Genomic DNA, 17,846 nt, shown 5'->3' with positions numbered 1-17,846 from the left:
CTAATTCAAATTAGTCAACATAAACGAAGCCAAATACAAAACACAAAAGAAATGGAAGTACTAAAAATAGCAACAGCAGGAAGTGTGGATGACGGTAAAAGTACCTTGATCGGAAGATTGCTGTATGATACCAAATCGCTGACAGATGATAAGTTGGAAGCCATTGAAAAAACATCAAAGCAAAAAGGATATGATTATCTGGATTTCTCCTTGGCTACAGATGGTTTGGTGGCCGAAAGGGAACAGGGGATTACTATAGATGTAGCGCATATCTACTTCTCTACGCCCAACAAGAGTTATATTATAGCTGATACTCCTGGGCACGTGGAATATACCCGTAACATGGTTACCGGTGCTTCAACCTCCCAAGCGGCCATTATTCTGATAGACGCAAGAAAAGGGGTAATAGAGCAGACCAATAGACACTTTTTTATCAATAATTTATTGAGGATCAAAGATGTTATCGTAGCCATTAATAAAATGGACCTGGTTGATTATTCTGAAGAAAGATATAACGAGATCAAGGCCGATTTTGAGAAATTGATGAGCAAACGAGATTACCAGGATCAGAAAATTACTTTTATCCCGGTTAGTGCGCTTAAGGGAGACAATGTGGTAAACAGGTCGGAAAAAATGGCTTGGTACAAAGGACAGACCTTGTTGGAGCATTTTGAGGAATTGGATAGAAAGGATATCTATAACGTTGGGACCCCAAGATTCCCGGTACAGTATGTAATACGTCCCAAAACCGATGAATTCCACGATTTTAGAGGATTTGCCGGTAAAGTGTATGGAGGAGAGCTAAGTGTTGGGGACGAGGTAGTGGTATTGCCATCTATGACCAGGTCCAAGATCAAAGATATTTATTTTTACGATAAGAAGTATAAAACAGCAACCAGACGTTCTTCGGTAACAATTACCTTAGAGGATGAGATCAATGTGAGTAGGGGGGATATGTTGGTGAAGGCAGGTGATTTGCCTACTATCGACAAGCAATTTACGGCAACGGTTTCATGGATGGATTCGCAAAAATTAACCGTGGGTGGTAAATATGTAGTGCAGCACGGTGTGAATAAGGTTTTGGCCAAGGTCGAGAACATTCACCATAAGATTCATCCAGATTACTCTGGTATAGATACGTCTATCACAGCCTTGGGTATGAACGATATAGCACAGGTTACTTTTAGATTGAATAAGCCTATTTTTTATGATTCCTTCAAGAATCACAGAACCAATGGCTCTTTTATCCTAATAGATAATCAGACCAATACAACAGCTGGGGTCGGGTTTATAAATTAATCCACCTTCCGCCCCCAAGGGGATGGAGTTGTTGTCAATTTAACCTATTATTCCTATGGGATAAAGGTTTAAAAGAATTTAATAATCATTTTGAATAAAAAATATAAGTAGCATGCGGACTTTCAGAACAGAAGTGGAAAACCCGGTTGTAGAACAGGACATTATAGCATTGGAAGCTAAGATCCGTGAATTTCAAGGCGGTAATTTGGATGAGGAGAAATTCCGTAGCCTTAGATTGGCAAGGGGAATTTATGGTCAAAGACAGCCTGGGGTCCAGATGATTCGTATTAAGTTGCCCTATGGGAAGGTAAGCTCCCAACAACTTAGAAGAATCTGTGATGTTTCGGAAGAATACTCTACAGGTCGACTTCATATTACCACCCGTCAGGATATTCAGATCCATTATGTGGACATTAACCGCACACCGGAATTATGGGCACAGTTGGAGCAGGATGATATCACGATCCGGGAAGCTTGTGGAAATACGGTCCGTAACGTAACGGCCAGCGAGACTGCCGGCATAGATATAAAGGAACCTTTTGATGTTTCCCCTTATGCGCATGCGCTATTTCAATATTTTTTAAGAAATCCTATTAGTCAGGAGATGGGAAGGAAGTTTAAAGTTTCCTTTTCTGCTTCGGATGAGGATACGGGCCTTTCATACATGCACGACCTTGGTTTTATTGCCAAGATTGAAAATGGGGTAAGAGGCTTTAAAGTGCTTTTGGGTGGAGGATTGGGATCGCAGCCAAGGCATGCGGACGTAATCTACTCTTTTCTTCCTACAGACAAGATTATTCCTTTGATGGAAGGTGTTGTTCGTGTTTTTGACCGTTATGGGGAAAGAAAAAGTAGGGCAAAGGCAAGAATGAAATTCTTAATTAAGGATATTGGTTTGGACGGGTTTAAGCAATTGTTGGAAGAAGAGCAATTGGCAATACCTGTTAAAACCTTCGAAATAGATGCCGATGCTTATCCAAAGGTAAATATTGCGGAGAATGATGCTCCAGAAGTAACTATTAAGGATCAAAAGGCATTTGAAAAGTGGAAATCTACCAACTTGGTCCCTCAAAAGCAACAGGGTTATGTAGCCATTGGGGTAAAGGTCTTGTTAGGGGATTTTTATATAGATAAAGCCAGACAATTGGCGGATTTGGTGGAAAAATATGCCGCGAGTGAAATTAGATTGAGCCTGCGTCAAAATATATTGATTCCTTACGTTAAGGAATCCTTGGTGCCCTTCTTTTATCAAGAATTGGAAAAATTAGGATTCGCCGAAGTTGGTTATAATACAGCATTGGACATTACTGCTTGTCCTGGTACGGATACCTGTAATTTGGGTATTGCCAGTAGTACAGGGATTGCCGATGAATTGGAGAGGGTTATCAAGGCAGAATACCCACATTATATAGATAACCCGGATGTGGTTATTAAAATAAGTGGCTGTATGAACGCCTGTGGCCAGCACAACATGGCCAATATCGGTTTTCAGGGAATGTCCGTTAGAACAAAGGATAAATTGGTGGCCCCTGCACTTCAAGTGCTTTTGGGAGGTGGCAATTTAGGAGATGGAAACGGGCGCTTTGCAGATAAAGTGATTAAGATACCTAGTAAGAGAGGGCCAGAATCTTTGAGACTTATTTTAAATGATTACGATGCCAACGGTAATGGTAAACCTTTTGTAGACTATTACGAGGAAAAGGGGCAAATGTATTTTTACGATTTCCTAAAGCCGTTGTCCGATGTGGATAACCTAACGGCATCCGATTTTATTGATTGGGGAACCTCGGAAAAATATGAACAAGCCATTGGTATTGGGGAATGTGCCGGAGTGGTAATTGACTTAATAGCCACTTTGTTGTTTGATAGTGAGGAAAAGATTGAAACGGCAAAATTGAATTTGGAAGAGGAAAAATGGGCAGCCAGCATCTATCATTCTTATTCATCAATGGTAAATACGGCCAAGGCTTTATTGACTGCCGAGAATACCAAGGTTAATACCCATATCAGTATTATTAAGGATTTTGATGAGTTGTTTGTAGCGTCCGGTAAATTTAAATTGGAGCAAGGATTTGAAAAAATGGTTCTTCAATTAAATCAGAACGCACCAACAGAAGCCTTTGCCAAAGCCTATTTAAAGGATGCAGAGGAGTTTTTGGCCAGTGTGGAGGCTTACAGGAAATTGGAATTGACAAACGCATAACAATGATAAATAAGGTTAATAATATTCACGTTGATGCCACAGTGGTAATTCCTGCATCCAATCAGGAACCTATGAGCCATGGACAGTTGACCGTAGTGGGAGCCGGACCAGGTGATGTGGAGTTGATTACGTTAAAGGCCATTAAGGCCTTGCAGGTGGCAGACGTGGTATTGTACGATGCCCTGGTGGATGTAGCCTTATTGGATTATGCTCCCAATGCCGAACATATTTTTGTTGGTAAAAGAAAAGGATGCTACGCCTACCAGCAGGAACAGATAAACGATCTTATTGTAAGTAGGGCTAAAACCCACGGGCACGTAGTAAGATTAAAAGGAGGTGACCCCTTTGTTTTTGGTAGAGGAGCGGAAGAAATGGAATATGCGGCAAGTAAAGGTTTAAAAGTGGCCATGGTGCCAGGAATATCTTCTTCTGTTGCTGTGCCTGCTTCCCAAAACATTCCCGTTACCAAAAGAGGTGCGGCGGAAAGTTTTTGGGTAATCACAGGGACTACCAAAGAACATAAGTTGTCCACGGATGTTGCCTTGGCGGCCAAATCCAATGCCACCATAGTCATTTTGATGGGGATGGGGAAACTTGCTGATATCGTTGAGCTGTTTAAGCAGGAAGGCAAGGTGGATATGCCCATTGCAATAATTCAAAACGGTACTCGCCAAGATGAGAAATTGGGTATTGGAACCATAGGTACCATAGAACAAATAGTGGTGGAGCACCAATTAAGCAATCCAGCTATTATTGTTGTTGGAGAAGTTGTAAAGCATAGATCGGCGGTATTGAATTATGCCCAAACATTACAAGTACACCAGGAGGTGTTATAAATAATAAAGAAAAGTGCCTATCCAAAACAATTTAGGATCTAAGGGTGCAAATATAAATTAGGAATTAATCAAAGTAGTATGATAAAGACAGATATACTTATTATTGGAGCGGGTCCAACAGGGTTGTTCACGGTTTTTGAAGCGGGATTGTTGAAATTGAAGACGCATCTTATAGATGCCTTGCCTCAGCCTGGGGGCCAATGTTCGGAAATTTATCCTAAGAAGCCTATTTATGATATTCCAGCATTCCCGGAGATTCTTGCAGGAGATTTGGTTAAGAATCTAATGCAACAAATTCAACCTTTCGAACCTGGGTTCACCTTGGGGGAGAGAGCGGAAACTTTGGATAAGTTGGATGATGGATCTTTTGTGGTAACTACCAATAAAGGAACAAAACATCATGCTCCGGTGGTTGTTATTGCCGGAGGACTAGGTTCTTTTGAGCCAAGAAAACCTTTGATTCCCAATTTGGCAGATTTTGAGGATAAGGGTGTTGCTTACATTATTAAAGATCCTGAAGTATATAGGGATAAGAAGGTAGTTATTTCTGGAGGTGGTGATTCTGCCTTGGATTGGGCCATATTTCTATCGGACGTGGCTGCCGAAGTTTCTTTGGTTCACAGAAGAAATGAGTTTAGAGGGGCTTTGGATTCAGTGGAAAAAGCTGCAGATTTGGCCAAGCTGGGTAAGATTAAATTATTTACCGAAGCTGAGGTGGTCAAATTGTACGGAGACGATAATTTGGAAGCTGTTGTTGTAAAGCATAATGATGAGGCCAAAGGCGAAACCTATGTGGAAGCTGATAATTTTATTCCATTGTTCGGACTTTCCCCAAAATTGGGACCTATTGGCGACTGGGGGCTCGAAATAGAGAAAAATGCTATTAAAGTTAACAACGCCTATGACTATCAGACCAATATTCCTGGAGTTTATGCTATTGGGGATGTAAATACCTATCCAGGTAAACTTAAATTAATATTGTCCGGCTTCCATGAAGCTGCCGTAATGTGTCAGAGTGCTTACCAGTTGATCAATCCTGGAAAGCGTTATGTAATGAAATATACTACTGTTGGTGGTGTAGAAGGATTTGATGGTAGTAAGAAGGAGGCCAAGAAAGAAGTAGTTCAAAGTATTTTGGCTTAAGAAACATTTTAGACCAATATTTTAGCCTGCCAGGTCTTAATGTCTGGCAGGTTTCATTTTTACAAAATATTCCTGAATTTGAATTTTTTAGGGATTTAAAATAAAGTAGTGTTTCCTTGCTTTTAAGGGCACTGATGCGTTACTTTGCACCTAGTTCATTATCAATTTGAAACGTTATCAAGAAAGGCGGAGGGACTAGACCCTGTGAAGCCTTAGCAACCCTTTTTCTCAGTCGGTAACTATCGGGAAGAATAAAGAAGGTGCTACGTTCTAATCCCATATTTTATTCAATTTATATAGAATTGCATTTGGGAATAGATAACATAAAGAAAGACCCAGGTCCGAAACTTTTCCTTACTTGATTTTATTTATTTTTTTGATACCGATAACTGGTTTGTTATACTTTGTTTTTCGGGTGTCAATTTTCTAATTTTGTGGTCCCAAATGGTTTGGGGCCTTATGTGATGGTATCTTGGTTTAATTTAAGGCGGGAATACCTTTTTTAAAAGTTATATGAAGAATATTCAGGACGTACTCAAGGAAAGGATTTTGGTGTTGGACGGTGCCATGGGGACCATGCTTCAACGGCATAAGTTTACGGAGGAAGATTTTAGGGGGGAACGATTTAAGGATTGGGAACATCCCCTGCAGGGTAATAATGACCTTTTGTCCCTTACCCAGCCGGAAGCCATAGCCGAGGTACATCGCCTTTATTTTGCGGCAGGGGCAGATATTGTTGAAACCAATACTTTTTCCGGTACTACCATTGCCATGGCGGACTATCATATGGAAGATTTGGTGTACGAATTAAATTATGAATCGGCTAGAATAGCCAAGGCAGTTGCCGATGAATTTACTGCCAAAGAACCTAATAAGCCACGTTTTGTTGCAGGGAGTATAGGGCCTACCAATAAAACGGCCAGTATGTCGCCAGATGTGAACGATCCCGGTTTTAGGGGGGTGTCCTTTGAGGAACTTAGGCAAGCCTACAAACAGCAAGTGGAGGCCCTCTTGGACGGAGGTGTGGATATTTTATTGGTGGAGACTATTTTTGATACCTTAAACGCCAAGGCTGCCTTATTTGCCATTGAAGAGGTAAAGGAAGAACGAAATATAGATGTTCCCATTATGGTGAGCGGAACTATAACCGATGCTTCCGGCAGGACCTTGTCCGGCCAGACTGCTGAAGCTTTTCTAATATCCATAAGCCATATTCCCATTTTGTCCGTAGGATTCAATTGCGCTTTGGGGGCCAGTCAGTTAGTACCCCATTTGGAGGTGCTTTCCAGTAAAACGGAGCATGCTGTTTCTGCCCACCCCAATGCGGGATTGCCAAATGCTTTTGGGGAATATGACGAAACACCGGAGGAAATGGCGGCACAGATAATGGAATATGCCGAAAAAGGCTTGGTAAATATAGTTGGCGGATGTTGTGGCACTACCCCTGAACATATAAAGGCAATGGCCGATGTGGTTAAAGACTACTCCCCTAGGATTCTAAATACCTTAGAAGCGTATAATCAATGATACCTAGCAGGCAGATTGTTCTTGAAGCCGGCAAAAGGGTGGCACCCTTTGTTCATAGAACACCGGTGCTCACCTCCCGTTTGCTGAATGAATTGTCAGGGGCGGAGGTTTTCTTTAAATGTGAGAACCTTCAAAAAATGGGCGCTTTTAAAATGCGGGGAGCAATAAATGCCATTCAGCAATTAAACGAGGCTCAGAAAAAGGCGGGAGTGGTAACCCATTCCTCTGGAAATTTTGGTCAGGCCTTGGCCTTGGCTGCCAAGAATTTAGGGGTAAATGCTTATATAGTAATGCCTTCCAGTGCTCCAGCTGTTAAAATTGAAGCCGTAAAAGCGTATGGAGGGTTGGTAACTATAACGGGGCCTACCTTGGAAGCCAGGGAAAAATCGGCAGCAACTATTGTAGAGGAAAAAGGAGCTGTATTTTTACATCCATCCAATGACCTCAATGTAATTGTGGGACAAGGTACGGCGGCCTTGGAACTATTGCAGGACCAACCTGGTTTGGAATATATTATGAGCCCGGTAGGTGGTGGTGGACTTATAGCCGGTACGGCATTGGCCGCCCATTATTTAGGCGACAATTGCAGTGTTGTTGGTGGGGAGCCCATGGAAGTGGATGACGCCTATAGGACCTTTAAGAGCGGGAAAATAGAGTACAATACATCGACGGATACGATTGCCGACGGACTTAAAACTAACTTAGGGGATATCAATTTTCCCATTATCATGGAATTGGTGTCTGATATCATTAGAGTGGAGGAGGGTGAAATTATCAGTGCCATGAAATTAATTTGGGAGCGGATGAAGTTGGTGATAGAACCGTCAAGTGCAGTACCTTTTGCTGCCTTATTAAAGGAAAGGGAAAAGTTTAAAAATAAAAAGGTGGGGATCATTCTCTCAGGAGGCAATGTGGAACTATCAAATTTGCCATTTTAAGGACACAGTTAGGTGTTCTTAATAAAGAGGTCAATATAAAAATAATGAGCAATACAACGGATAAGGAACAACACAGTACAAAACGGTTTTTAAAACTCTCCGGTTTGGAACCTTTGGTGATAACCCCAGAAAGCAATTTTGTAAATGTAGGGGAGCGTACCAATGTGGCCGGTTCCAAAAAATTCTTGCGACTGATCAAGGAGGAGAAGTTTGAAGAAGCTTTGGACATAGCTCGGGAACAGGTAGAAGGCGGGGCTCAGATCATTGATGTTAATATGGACGATGGTCTTATTGATGGCAAGGAGGTAATGGTAAAGTTCCTGAATCTTATTGTGTCCGAACCGGATATTGCCCGGGTCCCTATAATGATCGATAGTTCCAAATGGGATATTATTGAGGCCGGTCTGCAGGTGGTTCAGGGGAAATGTGTGGTGAATTCCATAAGTCTCAAGGAAGGGGAGGAAGAGTTTATTAAACATGCTAAATTAATTAGGCGTTACGGTGCGGCCGTCATTGTTATGGCCTTTGATGAGGTTGGGCAGGCCGATAATTACGAAAGGCGCTTGGAAATTTCCAAACGTTCTTATGATATTTTGGTGAATAAGGTAGGGTTCCCCCCGGAGGATATTATTTTTGATCTTAATATTTTTCCAGTGGCCACGGGAATGGACGAGCACAAGTTAAACGCGCTCGATTTTATAAGGGCTACCGCATGGGTGAAAGAAAATCTGCCCTTTTGTAGTGTGAGTGGTGGGGTAAGTAATGTGTCCTTTAGTTTTAGGGGCAATAATCCGGTACGGGAGGCAATGCACTCAGTATTTCTGTATCATGCCATAAAGGCGGGGATGAATATGGGAATCGTAAACCCAAGTATGTTGGAGGTCTATGATGATATCCCCAAAGATCTTTTAGAGCATGTAGAAGATGTAATTCTTAACCGAAGGGAAGATGCCACCGAGCGATTATTGGAATTTGCAGAGACCGTAATTGGTAAAGAGAAGGAAAATAAGATAGACCTTTCTTGGAGGGAAGAACCCTTGCAAAACAGGATTACCCGTGCCTTGGTCAAGGGTATAGATCAATATGTTGTAGAGGATGTTGAAGAGGCCCGTTTAAGCGTGAAGGCTCCGATAGAAGTGATCGAGGGGCATTTGATGACCGGTATGAACGTGGTGGGCGATCTTTTTCAAAGTGGTAAGATGTTCCTGCCTCAAGTGGTAAAATCGGCAAGGGTCATGAAAAAAGCTGTGGCCTATCTCTTGCCGTTTATAGAGGAGGAGAAACTTAAGAATCCCCAGCCGGAAGGAGGCAGCTCGTCTGCCGGTAAAATACTTATGGCTACCGTAAAAGGCGACGTGCACGATATAGGAAAAAATATTGTGAGTGTGGTTCTTGCCTGTAACAACTACGAGATAGTAGATTTGGGAGTAATGGTGCCCCCAGAGAAAATTATTAACGCTGCCAAGGAGGAAAAAGTGGACATTATAGGTCTCAGCGGACTTATTACTCCTTCTTTGGATGAGATGGTCTTTTTGGCCAAGGAAATGGAACGACAAAATTTCACGGTTCCTTTACTTATCGGAGGTGCAACCACCAGCAAGGCGCATACGGCCGTTAAAATAGACCCTCAGTACAAGAGTGCCGTGGTACACGTAAATGATGCTTCCAGAGCAGTTACAGTGGTGGGCGACCTGCTACAAAAGGAATCGTCCAATAAGTATAAGGAAAGTATTAAATTGGATTATGCCGATTTTAGACAAAAATTCCTGAACAGGGGCAAGCACAAGGAATATTTGACCCTTGAGGCGGCCAGGAAAAATAAATATCAGTTGGATTGGTCAAAGGCCACGATTGTTGAGCCCAAGACCTTGGGTATCCAAATGATCGAAGATTTTGATTTAAGGGAATTGGTGCCTTATATAGATTGGTCCCCCTTCTTTAGAAGTTGGGAACTACATGGCAAATACCCGGATATTTTGGAAGATGAGGTGGTGGGCAAACAGGCAACCGAGCTTTTTGCGGATGCCAAGGCAATGATGAAGAAGATTTTGGATGGTAAACTTTTCCAGGCAAAGGCCATCTTTGGATTGTTTCCCGCGAATACCATTGATGATGATGATATTGCCCTTACCCATAATGGGGAAGAGTTTATATTTAGAACTTTGCGTCAACAGGCCAAAAAATATGTAGGGAAACCTAATTTTGCGCTATCCGATTTTATTGCCCCCATAGAAAGTGGTTTGCAGGATTATATTGGTTGTTTTTGCGTTTCCACAGGTTTTGGAACGGATGAATTGGCAGACGGTTATCGCAAAAATTTGGATGACTACAACAGTATAATGGTCAAGGCATTGGCAGACCGTTTTGCGGAAGCCTTCGCAGAATATTTGCACAAGGAGGTTCGTAAGGATCATTGGGGTTATGCTGCTGATGAAGGACTTAGTAATGAAGAATTGATCAAGGAATCCTATATTGGGATAAGGCCCGCGCCAGGTTATCCTGCATGTCCTGACCATTTGGAAAAATTGACCATTTGGGAATTATTGAAAGTGAAGGAAAAGATTGGAGTTGAATTAACGGATAGTTTGGCCATGTGGCCCGCTGCCAGTGTAAGTGGGTATTATTTTGGCAATCCGGAAGCTCGTTATTTTGGGGTGGGCAAAATTAAGGAAGACCAGGTGGCCGACTTTGCAGCGAGGAAAGGGATGCCTTTGGAAGAGGCAACCCGATGGCTGGCACCCAATATTGCCGATGATTAAGGATCCGCAAGTGACCTGAAGGGTTGTTAATTTGACCTGCAAGGTTTTTTTTAACCTTGTAGGTCTTGCTAAGGTTTGATGGATAATATTGCGGATGATTATTTTTGTCAATGGTACCTGCAAGGTTTTTTTTAACCTTGTAGGTCTGGATGAGGTTTGCTGGGGAATATTGAGGATGATTATTTTTGTCAACGTGACTTGCAAGGTTTTCAAAACCTTGTAGGTCTAGATCTAGGACTTGGACATGAAAAAAAATGTAAAATTGGAATTGCGCCTTAATTCCCATCCATAGGCAATGGCCTATGCAGCAGGGATAGGAACGATATCTTTTTTATGACTTTGGAATAAAAAAATTAAGTGCATAGCCCGGCCACAAACCCGACAGAAAGGAGTGTTTGTGGGCTGCCATAATGGAATAGGAAATAAGAATTAAAAAATCCCTTGTTTAGGGGAATAAATAAAATAATCGCTAATGGGCCTTTTCTTTGGAAGAGGATAGAGGGAGAAATTATGAAAGTAACGGAACACATTAAAAAAGCAGAAGGGAAGACATTGTTCTCTTTTGAGATCATACCGCCGGTCAAAGGAAGAAGTATTCAGGAATTATATGATAATATTGATCCTTTAATGGAGTTTAAGCCACCCTTCATTGATGTAACCACTTCTAGGGAAGAGTATGTGTATATAGATAGGAACGGGTTGTTGGATAAAAAATTGACACGTATGAGACCCGGAACTGTGGGTATTTGTGCCTCCATACAACACAAGTACGGCGTTGATACCGTGCCACATGTGCTTTGTGGTGGTTTCACCAAGGAGGAAACCGAATATGTGTTGGTAGATTGTCAATATTTGGGCATCCAAAATGTGATGGCGCTTCGTGGCGATGCACGGAAAGAGGAACAGTATTTTAATCCTACCAAAGGTGGACATGCCTATGCTTCGGAGTTGGTGAAGCAGATTTACGCCTTAAATCAAGGAAATTATTTACACGACAAGGTGGAGACGGTACATAGTGCTGATTTTTGTATTGGCGTTGCCGGGTATCCTGAAAAACACTTGGAGGCACCATCTTTGATTACGGACCTAAAACGATTACAGGAAAAGGTTGAGGCCGGGGCGGATTATGTAGTGACACAAATGTTTTTTGATAATCAGAAGTTTTTCGAGTTTGTAGAGGCTGCAAAGAAAATGGGTATTAATGTACCCATTATTCCTGGGATTAAGCCCATTGCTGTAAAGCGGCATTTGCAATTGTTGCCACAGGTCTTTAAAATAGACTTGCCTCAGGATTTGATAGATGCTGTTGAGGGTTGTTCCACTAATGCCGATGTACGTCAGGTAGGTATAGAGTGGGCCATTCAGCAGTCCAAGGAGCTTAAGGCGGCAGGGGTTCCTGTACTGCACTATTATTCCATGGGAAAATCCGACAATATTGAAGCTATAGCCAAAGAGCTGTTCTAAACAGGTCTTTGGTCCATTTTTCGTGAATTAATTACAAGGTTCAGGGAAGTATAGCCTAGCATTGTCAAGTTTTAGAAAACCTATTTTTAATTTTTCATTACATTTGCTTCCCATGAACCTAAAGCTATTACTAATAGGCTGTCTCTCGACAGCTTTTTGCTTTTCACAAAACCGGAAAGAAACCAAGAGGTATACCTTGGATGTTAGCCAATACTATGGTTCGGTGCTCTTGCACAATCCCGATATTTCACATTTGATTACCAATCATCCAGGTGGTATTATTTTGGGGTATAACAGGAAGACTTATGGCGATGAAGAATGGCAGCAGCTCTACAATTATCCGGATACTGGTTTTTCGTTCGTTTATCAGAATATGAATAACAGTACTTTGGGGGAGAATTTTGGACTATATGCCCATTATAATTTTTACTTTTTTAAAAGAAACCTGCAATTTAGACTGGGGCAGGGTATAGCCTATAACACCAATCCTTTTGACAAGAACGAGAATTTTAGGAACAACGCCTATGGTTCCCATTTTTTGAGTTCTACCTATTTGATGTTGAACTATAACAAAGAGAATATATTTAAGGGCTTAGGACTTAAGGCCGGGATTTCCCTAATACACTATTCCAATGCAAACGTTACCGCGCCCAACACCTCTACCAATACCATGGCCTTAAATGTGGGATTGACCTATGATCTGGATGGAGGAGAGGAAATGGAATATATTAGAACCGAAAAATTGAAGGTTTCGGAGCCTATTAAACTTAATCTCGCATTTAGGTCAGGGATCAATGAGAGTGATGTGGTGGATTCTGGACAATATGCATTTTATATTTTTTCTGCCTATGCGGATAAGCGCTTTACTAGAAGAAGTGCGCTGCAGTTGGGTACAGATGTGTATTTTTCCAACTTTTTAAAGGAACTTATACGCTACCAGTCGGTAGCATTCCCTGAATATGGGGTGCAACCGGATGACGATTACAAGCGTGTAGGAGTGTTTTTGGGCCATGAACTTTTTATAAATAAAATGTCGGTTATTGCCCAGTTAGGGTATTATGTGTACTATCCTTTCGATTTTGAAGGAAAGGTCTATAATAGGATCGGACTTAAGAGATATTTTTCGGACAAGGTATACGGTGCTATAACTTTAAAATCGCATGGTGCAAAGGCGGAAGCCGTGGAATTTGGGGTTGGAATAAGGCTTTAGGGCCAATTAATTGGGCAGATAGCCTGCTCAAAAGATATAAGAAGATGAACTATTTTATTTTGAAGATAGGATTAGGGTGGGGAAACGTTGCGACGATTGTTGCCAGGTATGGCATGTTCTTGGCTATTGTGATAACGCTGGTGAATTGCAATAGTGAAAATGCGCCCGATTGCTTTCAAAATGCTGGGGATATTATCAGGGAAACCGTGGAAGTACCCAATTTTACCGCTATTACGGTCTATGAGAATGTAGAAATGACCCTAAGACAGGGAAGTCCTTTGAAGGTAGAAGTGGAAACGGGAGAAAATTTGCGTAATGAAGTTGAGGTGGAGGTGGTGGATGGCCGACTTTTGTTACGCGATACCAATGATTGCAATTTTACACGAAAATACGGGCTCACCAAGGTTTTTGTAACAGCTCCGGATATTACCGAGATCAGGAGCAGCACAGGACTGGATATACTGAGTGATGGCGTTTTGGCCTATCCCAGTCTAACCTTAATTTCCGAGAGCTTCAACGACCCTGACGCCGGGTATACCAGTGGGGAGTTCAATTTGGAGCTGGACACCCAAGGTTTAACCATTGTTTCCAATGGAATTTCGTTCTATAATTTAAGGGGCAAAACTATTAATTTTAGTATAGTTTTTGCTTCAGGGGATTCCCGTTTGGAGGCCGAGGCCCTAATTGCGGAAAACATTAGCTTTAACCACAGGGGATCCAACGATATGCGCTTAAGTCCACAGGAATCGCTTAAAGGTACTTTGCGTGGCACCGGAGATGTGGTTAGTTTTAATAGACCAGCCGTAGTGGAGGTAGAGCAATTGTACAAAGGAGAACTTATTTTTGTTGATTAGCGCCAAAGTCTACGGTCGCAGTCCAATCTCTATTTCCCATAACTTAAAAGTAGTTTACTATTAGACCGATGAATCCTATTATAAAATATCTAAAGAGTTTATTTGCCTCCCAACGGGTCATTGGTGGGGATAAGGAATTATTGGGCAAGATCCAAGCGGATCAAATCTTGCAAAAGCTTATAGATGAACAGCGGGTTCCGGGCCTGGCCATTACCGTTCGCAAAAATAATGAAGTGTACTTTGAGAAAGGCTATGGATTTGCAGACGTGGAACAGCAAAGCACCGTGGACCCCCAGAATACCATCTTTAGAATTGCAAGTGTGTCCAAGCCTATTGCCGCCGCCGCTTTGGCTACTATGGTGGAGGAGGGGCTTTTGGATTTGGACGCTTCCATTTATAAATATGTTCCTTATTTTCCCCAAAAGGAGTTCGATTTTACATTGAGACAATTGGCGGGACATACCGCTGGAATAAGAGGGTATCGCGGTGGGGAATATGGCTTGAACAAGCCCTTGGGAATAAAGGGGTCGCTTGCCCTTTTCCAGGATGACGACCTTCTTTTTGAACCAGGGAAGGGATTTCAGTATACCAGTTTTGACTGGGTGTTGATATCGTTGGCAATGCAGGAGGTAAGTGGTGTGCCTTTTGCGGACTATGTGCGGGACAGGATATTAATGCCTTATGGGTTAAAAAATACCTTCCCTGAAGCTCCAGGGGATCTTCCCCCCAACTGCAGCACCTTTTATTCTAAGGGCAGATTGGGGTTTAGGAAGGCAATTCCGGTTAACAATGCATACAAATTGGCAGGAGGGGGCTATTTGTCCACTGCCTCGGATATTGCCCGTTTTGGGCAGGTATATTTGGATTCCAAGTTTCGGGAGAATACAATTCAGTCCCAATTTCTCACCTCTGGGATCATTAATGGTACTCCTACCTACTATGGTCTAGGTTGGCAGGTTACCCAGGATAAGTTGGGGAGGACCTATTATGGCCATGTAGGCAATGGGGTAGGGGGATATGCCGTATTCTATGTGTATCCCAAGCAGGATATGGTCTTCTCTATCTTAATGAATTGCACCAACCCTGGGGTATTGGATAGCTTGGAGGAAGTGATATCTGTTTTTCTTAGGGATGTAAATAGTAATACCCCTACTTGATTATAAACCAGGCCACGCAACCAAATAACAATATAAACATCTTAATTTCAGTATTTTAGTGAGTTGTGTGTCTTCAAAGGGAATTCCTTGGAACAAGCTTAATTTTTAACACAAGTATACAGATGAACAAAGGTGCATTTCTATTATTGATGTTTGGGATATTGCTTTCCTGCGAAAAAAATGAGGTAAATCCTTCAGATATCAAACAGTTGGGTTATGGCACATCCTTTGGAATGTGCGTGGGCTATTGTAAGAACGAGATGCTGTTAAAGTCGGGTACAGTAACCTATTCCCGTTCGGGTTGGAATAATCAGGTAGAACCTATTACATGTACAGAAAAATTGACCGAATTGAGTTGGGACTCTCTAAAAAAAACAGTAGATTTAAATGAATTTAATTCCCTGCCCGAAATCTTGGGATGTCCGGATTGTGCAGATGAAGGGGCAGAGTGGTTGGAGATTGAAAATTTTTCCGGCAAGAAATACAAGGTGACATTTGAGTACGGCAAGGAACCCGAGGAATTAAAAAGTATGGTAACCGCCTTAAGGAAACAATTGGAAAAGGGTATTCATTGCGAAGAGTTTTAAAGAATTTCACTTGTGTTATGCCCACAAAAAATATACAATGAAATATTTCATCTTTTTATGTTTGGTAGTATTCTTTATAGGTAGTAGAAGTCTCAATGCCCAACAACGCGCCATACCGTCCCTAGATGAAAATGCCAATAACGATCTACGGGAAAAGGATTGGAGCAAGCATGAGGCCAACGCATTTGGAAAAAAGGGAATTGGGATAAAGGATTCTATTGTTTTTGACTTCAATTTTAAGGATGCGCTCAGTGGTTTTATGGACCATCAGAGGTCTACTGGAATTATTTCAGAGAAAAAGACGGTAGAAATGCCCGTTGTTAGGCCTTCTGGTAATTATCCCATGACTATTTATCCAATTGATACCACTAAAGCCTACGCCGCAAGAATTTATAAATATTGATCATATCCGCCGTCGTTTATGAACTAAATTGCTGGGCTGCATTTAAAAATTGATTTTTACGTCTAATGTACTCCTCTAATGGACAATAAATATACTATTCCAGCACAGGCCCGAATAGGGCATGTACATTTAAAGGTAGCAGACTTGGAACGGTCCTTGGATTTCTATTGTAATCTATTGGGCTTTGAAGTGACCACAATGTATGGTAGTCAGGCCGCCTTTATTTCCGCTGGCGGGTACCACCATCATATTGGTTTAAATACCTGGCATAGCAAAGGCCTGTCTCCTGCATCTCCCAATAGTGTGGGTTTGTTCCATACTGCAATAGTATATCCTACTAGAAAAGATCTTGCAAAAATATACCTGCGCTTGCTTAAAGAAGAATATCCATTGACCGGGGCCAGTGACCATGGGGTTTCGGAAGCTATTTATTTGGACGACCCCGACAAAAATGGGGTGGAACTTTATTGGGACCGCCCAAAAAGTCTTTGGACCTATGGGCCGGACGGATCCTTGACCATGTTTACTAAGCCATTGGATATGGAGAATTTGTTGCAGGAGTTGGAAACGGTTTAAATTACACAGCACTATCCTAGGTCTCTTGTAATTTTTTTTTATCTTCATGACCTTATAAATTCTCCTGATATAATAAATACATGAAACTACTAATTGCCTTTTTTTCCGTTGCATTGGTACTATCTTCCTGCAAAACTAAAACCGACACCAAACCCGAAGCTAAAGCTGAAACTGCCGCAGAAAGCGAAAACTGGATATACTTGTTCGATGGCGTAACCACCAACGGTTGGAGAGCATATAATGGGGACTCCCTGCCTCCGGGCTGGGTCGTTAAGGACAGCGTATTGACATTTGATACCGAATTGGGGCTGGAGCAGGATTATACCGGAGGAAAGGATATAATCTATGGTTTGGAAGAGTTTGATAATTTTGAGTTGTACGTGGAATGGAAATTGCCCGAAGGGGGCAATAGTGGGATTTTTTACCATCTAAAAGAAGGTATACCTAATGCCGGGCCGCCAAATATTTCCCCCGAATACCAGTTGATAGATGATGAAAATTATGCAAAGATTCATGATCTTACGGCATACAACCTTAGCCTTGGACATACTGAAAATCCTGCGGCACTTCAACCTTTACAGCAAACCGCCTCTGATTATGCCATGCATGTGGCCGATCCCGAACAAAAAATATTGAATCCTGTTGGAGAGTGGAATTCTTCCAAAATAGTATTTACACCAGAGCAAGTAGAGCACTGGCTCAATGGGAAAAAAGTATTGTCTTTTGTGCCCTGGTCCGAGGATTGGTATGAAAAAAAGAATTCTGGGAAATGGAAGGATGAGGAATATTATGGCAAGTTCAAGTCTGGGTATATCGGTTTTCAGGATCACTCAAGTGCCATTTGGTTTAGAAATATAAAAATTAGAAAATTATAGAACTTAATTCTATCG

General features: G+C 41.8%; 15 protein-coding genes and 1 riboswitch. All 15 genes read left to right on the top strand.

What is annotated here, in order from left to right:
• Positions 1–51 precede the first annotated feature (51 nt).
• The 15 genes from BUA60_RS21445 (at position 52) to BUA60_RS21375 (ending at position 17,831) form a co-directional block, all read left to right on the top strand.
• The gene (locus BUA60_RS21445; RefSeq protein ID WP_072865414.1) at positions 52–1,299 is read left to right on the top strand and encodes a sulfate adenylyltransferase subunit 1; all 1,248 of its coding nucleotides are present in this window, start codon (positions 52–54) and stop codon (positions 1,297–1,299) included.
• 112 nt (positions 1,300–1,411) lie between these two features.
• On the top strand, positions 1,412–3,502 hold the full coding sequence (locus BUA60_RS21440) for a HEPN domain-containing protein (RefSeq protein ID WP_072865412.1): 2,091 nt from the start codon (positions 1,412–1,414) through the stop codon (positions 3,500–3,502).
• 71 nt (positions 3,503–3,573) lie between these two features.
• Positions 3,574–4,338 carry a uroporphyrinogen-III C-methyltransferase gene (cobA, locus tag BUA60_RS21435; protein WP_072865524.1) on the top strand — a complete coding sequence of 255 codons (765 nt, stop codon included), beginning with the start codon at positions 3,574–3,576 and terminating at the stop codon, positions 4,336–4,338.
• A 78-nt stretch (positions 4,339–4,416) separates the two neighbouring features.
• Entirely contained in the window at positions 4,417–5,481 is a 1,065-nt protein-coding gene (locus BUA60_RS21430; RefSeq protein ID WP_072865410.1) for an NAD(P)/FAD-dependent oxidoreductase, read from the top strand.
• 171 nt (positions 5,482–5,652) lie between these two features.
• Positions 5,653–5,806, top strand: a riboswitch (SAM riboswitch).
• A 188-nt stretch (positions 5,807–5,994) separates the two neighbouring features.
• Positions 5,995–7,008, top strand: coding sequence for a homocysteine S-methyltransferase family protein (locus BUA60_RS21425; RefSeq protein ID WP_072865408.1), 1,014 nt, complete (start codon positions 5,995–5,997; stop codon positions 7,006–7,008).
• Positions 7,005–7,946, top strand: a complete 942-nt coding sequence (locus BUA60_RS21420; RefSeq protein WP_072865406.1) for a pyridoxal-phosphate dependent enzyme — start codon at positions 7,005–7,007, stop codon at positions 7,944–7,946. Before BUA60_RS21425 ends, BUA60_RS21420 begins: the two co-directional genes overlap by 4 nt.
• A 44-nt stretch (positions 7,947–7,990) precedes the next feature.
• Complete coding sequence (gene metH, locus BUA60_RS21415) at positions 7,991–10,705, top strand: methionine synthase (RefSeq protein WP_072865404.1); 2,715 nt, start codon at positions 7,991–7,993, stop codon at positions 10,703–10,705.
• A gap of 510 nt (positions 10,706–11,215) precedes the next feature.
• The gene (metF, locus tag BUA60_RS21410) at positions 11,216–12,169 is read left to right on the top strand and encodes a methylenetetrahydrofolate reductase [NAD(P)H] (protein WP_072865402.1); all 954 of its coding nucleotides are present in this window, start codon (positions 11,216–11,218) and stop codon (positions 12,167–12,169) included.
• A gap of 112 nt (positions 12,170–12,281) precedes the next feature.
• Complete coding sequence (locus tag BUA60_RS21405) at positions 12,282–13,379, top strand: acyloxyacyl hydrolase (RefSeq protein WP_072865400.1); 1,098 nt, start codon at positions 12,282–12,284, stop codon at positions 13,377–13,379.
• A gap of 44 nt (positions 13,380–13,423) precedes the next feature.
• Complete coding sequence (locus BUA60_RS21400; protein ID WP_084532720.1) at positions 13,424–14,233, top strand: head GIN domain-containing protein; 810 nt, start codon at positions 13,424–13,426, stop codon at positions 14,231–14,233.
• A gap of 68 nt (positions 14,234–14,301) precedes the next feature.
• Complete coding sequence (locus tag BUA60_RS21395) at positions 14,302–15,390, top strand: serine hydrolase domain-containing protein (RefSeq protein WP_072865398.1); 1,089 nt, start codon at positions 14,302–14,304, stop codon at positions 15,388–15,390.
• 122 nt (positions 15,391–15,512) lie between these two features.
• Entirely contained in the window at positions 15,513–15,977 is a 465-nt protein-coding gene (locus tag BUA60_RS21390) for a hypothetical protein (RefSeq protein ID WP_072865396.1), read from the top strand.
• Positions 15,978–16,014: 37 nt separating this feature from the next.
• Positions 16,015–16,380 (top strand): hypothetical protein, encoded by a 366-nt coding sequence (locus tag BUA60_RS21385; protein ID WP_072865394.1) that lies wholly within the window; start codon positions 16,015–16,017, stop codon positions 16,378–16,380.
• Positions 16,381–16,458: 78 nt separating this feature from the next.
• The gene (locus BUA60_RS21380; RefSeq protein WP_072865392.1) at positions 16,459–16,956 is read left to right on the top strand and encodes a VOC family protein; all 498 of its coding nucleotides are present in this window, start codon (positions 16,459–16,461) and stop codon (positions 16,954–16,956) included.
• A gap of 80 nt (positions 16,957–17,036) precedes the next feature.
• Positions 17,037–17,831 carry a 3-keto-disaccharide hydrolase gene (locus tag BUA60_RS21375; RefSeq protein WP_072865390.1) on the top strand — a complete coding sequence of 265 codons (795 nt, stop codon included), beginning with the start codon at positions 17,037–17,039 and terminating at the stop codon, positions 17,829–17,831.
• Positions 17,832–17,846 lie beyond the last annotated feature (15 nt).

This window comes from Arenibacter palladensis, assembly GCF_900129275.1.
In the GTDB taxonomy this organism is placed as follows: domain Bacteria; phylum Bacteroidota; class Bacteroidia; order Flavobacteriales; family Flavobacteriaceae; genus Arenibacter; species Arenibacter palladensis.
This window is presented reverse-complemented; position numbering and strand designations above follow the sequence as displayed.

Coding starts and splice junctions, on each gene's coding strand:
- cobA (WP_072865524.1), top strand. CDS start 3,574: ATGAGCCATGGACAGTTGACCGTAGTGGGAGCCGGACCAGGTGATGTG.
- BUA60_RS21375 (WP_072865390.1), top strand. CDS start 17,037: ATGAAACTACTAATTGCCTTTTTTTCCGTTGCATTGGTACTATCTTCC.
- metF (WP_072865402.1), top strand. CDS start 11,216: ATGAAAGTAACGGAACACATTAAAAAAGCAGAAGGGAAGACATTGTTC.
- metH (WP_072865404.1), top strand. CDS start 7,991: ATGAGCAATACAACGGATAAGGAACAACACAGTACAAAACGGTTTTTA.
- BUA60_RS21400 (WP_084532720.1), top strand. CDS start 13,424: ATGAACTATTTTATTTTGAAGATAGGATTAGGGTGGGGAAACGTTGCG.
- BUA60_RS21430 (WP_072865410.1), top strand. CDS start 4,417: ATGATAAAGACAGATATACTTATTATTGGAGCGGGTCCAACAGGGTTG.
- BUA60_RS21385 (WP_072865394.1), top strand. CDS start 16,015: ATGAAATATTTCATCTTTTTATGTTTGGTAGTATTCTTTATAGGTAGT.
- BUA60_RS21440 (WP_072865412.1), top strand. CDS start 1,412: ATGCGGACTTTCAGAACAGAAGTGGAAAACCCGGTTGTAGAACAGGAC.
- BUA60_RS21395 (WP_072865398.1), top strand. CDS start 14,302: ATGAATCCTATTATAAAATATCTAAAGAGTTTATTTGCCTCCCAACGG.
- BUA60_RS21380 (WP_072865392.1), top strand. CDS start 16,459: ATGGACAATAAATATACTATTCCAGCACAGGCCCGAATAGGGCATGTA.
- BUA60_RS21425 (WP_072865408.1), top strand. CDS start 5,995: ATGAAGAATATTCAGGACGTACTCAAGGAAAGGATTTTGGTGTTGGAC.
- BUA60_RS21390 (WP_072865396.1), top strand. CDS start 15,513: ATGAACAAAGGTGCATTTCTATTATTGATGTTTGGGATATTGCTTTCC.
- BUA60_RS21420 (WP_072865406.1), top strand. CDS start 7,005: ATGATACCTAGCAGGCAGATTGTTCTTGAAGCCGGCAAAAGGGTGGCA.
- BUA60_RS21405 (WP_072865400.1), top strand. CDS start 12,282: ATGAACCTAAAGCTATTACTAATAGGCTGTCTCTCGACAGCTTTTTGC.
- BUA60_RS21445 (WP_072865414.1), top strand. CDS start 52: ATGGAAGTACTAAAAATAGCAACAGCAGGAAGTGTGGATGACGGTAAA.